This is a genomic window from Acinetobacter sp. UBA3025, assembly GCF_002367915.1.
Classification (GTDB): domain Bacteria; phylum Pseudomonadota; class Gammaproteobacteria; order Pseudomonadales; family Moraxellaceae; genus Acinetobacter.
Genome location: NZ_DFDO01000075.1, coordinates 1 through 5,020, shown reverse-complemented (window position 1 = coordinate 5,020; position 5,020 = coordinate 1). Strand labels below are relative to the sequence as shown.

The 5,020-nt window shown below is 39.1% G+C and carries 5 protein-coding genes; 3 read left to right on the top strand and 2 right to left on the bottom strand.

All coding sequences use genetic code 11. From position 1 onward, the window contains the following. Positions 1 to 130 precede the first annotated feature (130 nt). Genes B4J23_RS02955 through B4J23_RS02945 form a run of 3 tightly spaced genes read left to right on the top strand, consistent with a single transcriptional unit; the run spans position 131 to position 3,800 of the window. Entirely contained in the window at positions 131 to 1,807 is a 1,677-nt protein-coding gene (locus B4J23_RS02955) for a phosphoethanolamine transferase (RefSeq protein ID WP_034705596.1), read from the top strand. 1 nt (position 1,808) lies between these two features. Beyond that, positions 1,809 to 2,480 (top strand): response regulator transcription factor, encoded by a 672-nt coding sequence (locus tag B4J23_RS02950; RefSeq protein WP_004780026.1) that lies wholly within the window; start codon positions 1,809 to 1,811, stop codon positions 2,478 to 2,480. Between the two features lie 6 nt (positions 2,481 to 2,486). Further along, a complete protein-coding gene (locus B4J23_RS02945) occupies positions 2,487 to 3,800 on the top strand; it encodes an ATP-binding protein (protein ID WP_171505583.1) in 1,314 nt (437 codons plus the stop codon). Between the two features lie 26 nt (positions 3,801 to 3,826). Here B4J23_RS02945 and B4J23_RS02940 read toward each other — a convergent pair whose 3' ends face one another. Next, entirely contained in the window at positions 3,827 to 4,537 is a 711-nt protein-coding gene (locus B4J23_RS02940) for a phosphatase PAP2 family protein (protein ID WP_291358718.1), read from the bottom strand. A 39-nt stretch (positions 4,538 to 4,576) separates the two neighbouring features. Next, a complete protein-coding gene (locus tag B4J23_RS02935) occupies positions 4,577 to 4,963 on the bottom strand; it encodes a diacylglycerol kinase (protein ID WP_180031424.1) in 387 nt (128 codons plus the stop codon). Positions 4,964 to 5,020: the final 57 nt, after the last annotated feature.

The window sequence follows — 5,020 nt, the reverse complement described above, 5'->3', positions numbered from 1 at the left end:
ACATATTTATGCAACAAAGCCGATTTGAAATTAAAATATGTCTGAGTTTTTGTAGTTCTCAGATTATTTTAAGTCATTTTTAAGGTTCAAATTTTAGGCTAAAGCATATTAAAGTCTTCGAACTTAAAAAATGCTTAAACTGACTTCTTTTCCAAGCCTTCTTCAAATCAAACCAATTCGTTTAGCAAGATTTAATCTGATGCTCGCTATTTGGTTGGGATTAGTTTTGAATTTTTCTTTTTATCAAAACATTCATCAACTGACGCCCCATAGCAATTTCAAAGCATGGGCATTATTAGCTACGACAGTCTTGGTTGTTATTGGCTTTTATTATTTGGTATTACAATGGCTTATCTGGAAGTGGAATGCCAAAATACTAGCCAGTATTCTGATCATTCTGGGTGGCTTTAGTGCTTATTTTGTTAATAGTCTAGGTGTAGTCATTACCCCAGACCAGATCCAGAATATGTTACAAACTGATGTTCGTGAAATTCGGGATCTTTGGTCAATACGATTAATTATCTGGACATTGGTATTTGTCATTTTCCCACTCTTTATCGTGTGGATACTTAAAATTCAGCCTGTATCATTGGGGCGTCAATTGTTGCATAAAAGTTTGAGCAGTGTACTTTCACTCGGATTAATACTCAGCTTATTATTCTGTTTTTATGTCGATTATGCTGCCATCTTTCGTGAGCATCGTGACCTGAAAGGGATGATCTCCCCACAAAACAGTATTGCATCTACATTATCCTATTATAAGAAAAAAGCCCCTAAAGCAAATTTGCCATTGGTGACCTTTGGTGAAGATGCACATCTACTTCAGCAGACTCAAATGCAAAGCAAACCTAAATTGATGGTGCTAGTAGTAGGGGAAACTGCACGTGCTGAGAGCTTTGCTCTAAATGGCTATGCACGTAATACAAATCCTGAACTGAGCAAACTGCAGGTGATAAATTTTAATCAAGTCAGTTCTTGCGGAACTGCCACAGCTGTTTCAGTACCGTGTATGTTTTCAGGGATGACACGTCAAAACTATGATGAACAGTTGGCTAGCCATCGTGAAGGATTACTAGATATTGCTCAGCGTACTGGTTATCAAGTGACTTGGATTGATAATAATTCTGGCTGTAAAGGTGCCTGTAACCGGATTCAAAATTATCAAATTCCCACTCAACTGAAACAAAAGTGGTGTGATGCTGAAGGTGAATGTTTTGATGAAATATTGGTAGATAGTCTGAAAGATTATTTGTCACATCTCGATAAAAATAATCAAAAACCACAGTTGATCGTTCTGCACCAAATGGGCAGCCACGGTCCGGCTTATTTCAAACGCTCCAAATCACCATACCAACCTTTCCAACCAACCTGTAATACCAATGCTATTCAGGGCTGTAGCGCCGATGAGCTAAAAAATAGCTATGATAATTCTATTGTCTATACAGATTATGTCCTTGCTCAGATGATCAAAACGTTGCAGGATCAAAAACAATATCAAACTGGTTTCTGGTATCTGTCTGATCATGGTGAATCTACCGGAGAACATGGTCTATATCTGCACGGTGCCCCTTATGGCATAGCACCAACGCAACAGACCCATGTTCCAATGTTGATGTGGTTTTCAGAGTATTGGCAACAGTACAATACCCAGCAGGTCAACTGTCTCAAAGCACAAACCGGTAAGATGCTCAGTCAGGATAATCTGTTCCCGAGTTTATTGAGTTTGCTGGGTATAAAAACGCAAGTGATTGAAGCTAAAAATGATATGCTTGCACAATGCTCATCATCATTAAAGAACAGAGCTTGAGATGCATAAAATATTGATTATTGAAGATGACTTCATGATTGCCGAGTCAACTAAAACATTGCTCAAGCTCCATCAATTTGATGTGCACTGGGTCAACAATGGCATTGATGGCTTAAAACAGCTACAACAGCAAAATTATAATATTGTCCTGCTAGATCTGGGTTTGCCAATGATGGATGGTATGCTGGTACTTAAAAATATCCGTCAAAAGTTTCCAAGTTTACCTGTCCTGATTATTTCTGCTCGAGATCAGCTACAAAACCGGGTAGATGGACTGAATGATGGGGCAGATGATTACTTAATTAAACCTTATGAATTTGACGAGCTACTGGCACGTATTCACGCTTTAATGCGTCGAAGTGGAAGTATAAATATTGAGAAAGATACTAATAAGAAGTTATTACACAGTGGTTTGGAATTGGATATTGAGCAACACATCGCATTATTTAACGGACAGGCTATCGAATTATCTAATCGAGAATGGTCTATTCTCACCGCACTATTAACGTATCCAAACAAAATTTTTTCTAAAAATGATTTAGAAGACAAACTTTATGATTTCGATAGTGATGTAAGTAGTAATACTGTGGAAGTCTATATTCATCATCTGCGGGCCAAATTAGGGAAAGACTTTATCCGGACGATTCGTGGACTAGGATATCGCTTAGGGTAAAGCATGATGAAAAAACGCTATTCCTTGCAAAAACGTCTAATTATTTATATTTCATTGTTTAGCGTAGTATTAGGCTGTGTACTAATCTTTGCGGCATACCAGATTGCACTTGAAGAAATTAATGAAGTCTTGGACAAACAGATGCAAAGTCTCGCAGAGCGCATTGCAGAAAATCATCCTGAACCGCTACAAAGCGAGATTGATTTAGAAAAACAGTATAGTGAAGAAGATTTATTTGTAGATATTTGGTCTTATACAGATACTACATTACATCCACAGGATGTTTTGGTTGCATCGGTCAAGAAAGCAGGATTCTATACACATCAAACCCCATACGGGACCTGGCTAACTTATATCATTCCTGGAGACCAATTACAGATCCAAGTAAGCCAGCAAAAAAATGTCCGGCAAGATCTAGCATTGGAGCTCGCAGTGAATATGTTTCTCCCTTATGTACTATTTCTTCCTTTTGCTATATTCGGTTTAAGCTGGGTAATTCGGAGAAATTTTCAGCCTCTTATTGATTTTAAAACAGAATTGGCCAGCCGTAAGGCTCAAGAATTAAAACCAATTGAAATGAAAGAATATCCTTTGGAGCTAGAACCGACCATTCAGGAAATGAATTACCTGTTTGGCCGTATTTCCTTAGCCCAACAAGAGCAGCGTCAATTTGTAGCAGACTCTGCACATGAACTACGTACACCACTGACAGCTTTGAATTTACAGTTGCAGATCTTATTACAGCAATTTCCACAAAGTGATGCCTTGCACAACTTGAGTCTGGGCATCTTAAGGATGCAACATCTGGTAAATCAACTGTTAAGTCTGGCTAAACAGGATGTCACAGAAGGTTTAACTGAGCCTGTACAATCCCTGTCTCTGAATCAAATGACAGTCGCCTGCATTGAGCAGTTGATCCAGCTGGCACTACAAAAAGAAATTGATTTAGGAGTAGAACAACAGCAAGAATTGTTGATTCAGGGCCAGGCCTCAACCCTACACTCGATTATTTATAACCTGATTGATAATGCAATTAAATACAGCCCAGAGCATGGCGTGATCAATGTATCGATATTGCAGCAAGGTCAACAGGCGATTCTACAGATAGAAGATAGTGGAGCAGGGATTGATCCAGCGCAATTTAACCAAATTCGTCAGAGATTCTATCGGGTTCATAACCATGCTGAAATTGGTAGTGGCTTAGGTTTATCAATTGTGGATAAAGCAACTGAACGTTTGGGCGGTACTTTAGAATTTTCAAAAAGTAGCAGCTTAGGTGGTCTGTGTGTACAAGTGAAATTTGCCTTGGTCGAAGCCTAAATAGATAGACTTTTGTCTTTTAGGTATTAAGGCTGTTTGATGCTAGCGAGCAAGGAAGCGTTTTTTTCAACTGGCATTTTGTGGCTAAATAAAACATAACCAATGATATTAATGCACCAAATCACCCAGCCAGTCCACAGGTTGTGACTCAGGAAATGTGACCCCCGCATCATTTGTGCCCAGCCCATAGCGAAGCCTAAGATCGCTGCAGCGATTAGAAAAAAATAAGCCCGCTGACGGTTTACAGTGCGATAAACAAAATAGCCTGTCATTAATGCAAAACCACTAGATGCATGTCCACCAGGAAAACAATGTCCAGCGGTAGCACTGAAATCCCATAAAAATCCATTAGATGTAGGTGTTACCATATCCCAAGGACAGGCATGAACTGACTGGGATTTGATAATTCCGATTATCCCAGTTGTAAGCACTACCATTATAAAGAAATAACCTAATTCCCAACGTCTCTTATGCCAAGATTGCCATTTTAGTGCGACCATCCAACCAATGAATAGCACTATATAAACTAGAATTAACAGATCTTTGATATAACGATGATTCAACTCTGCCAGTGCCCAATCTTGCCGGAGGGGAAATTGTCCCTGACCATCGATAAATGGATAGATTAGTTTTAAATCAATGACTCCACCCACATCAAAAAAATTCCAGAGAAGCAAAAAACTGAAACTCAGTAGCAATATTTGATTCAGTAAAAAACGAGATCGTTCGGACGACATTTTAAATATTCCATTCTTGTCGTTGTAGCAGAAATGAGATCAAAACGAATGACCGATTAAAATGATGCCCCAAGTTACGGTAATTAAACTGAGTGCGACAAACTGGGCGGCACTGCCCATATCCTTAGCATTTTTGGATAACTCATGCTGTTCTATGGAAATACGATCCACTACTGCCTCAATTGCTGAGTTAATCAGTTCAACAATCAGTGCTAGCAGGCACACAGCCACCATGAGTGCTTGCTCAGCTAGACTCTGTGATATCCAAAAACTAAGAGGAATCAAAATCAGGTTAATCAGCACGATCTGCCGAAAGGCTGCTTCAGTTCGGAAGGCTGTTTTAAGGCCGGCCGCGGAATAACGAGTAGCATTGAAAATACGTTGTGTTCCGGAAGTACCTTTGTAGAGTGAACGATCGGGGGACATAGAAGTGATTCAGTTAAGACGAGATTTGATTAATTTAAATTTTTAACCTTAAAACTC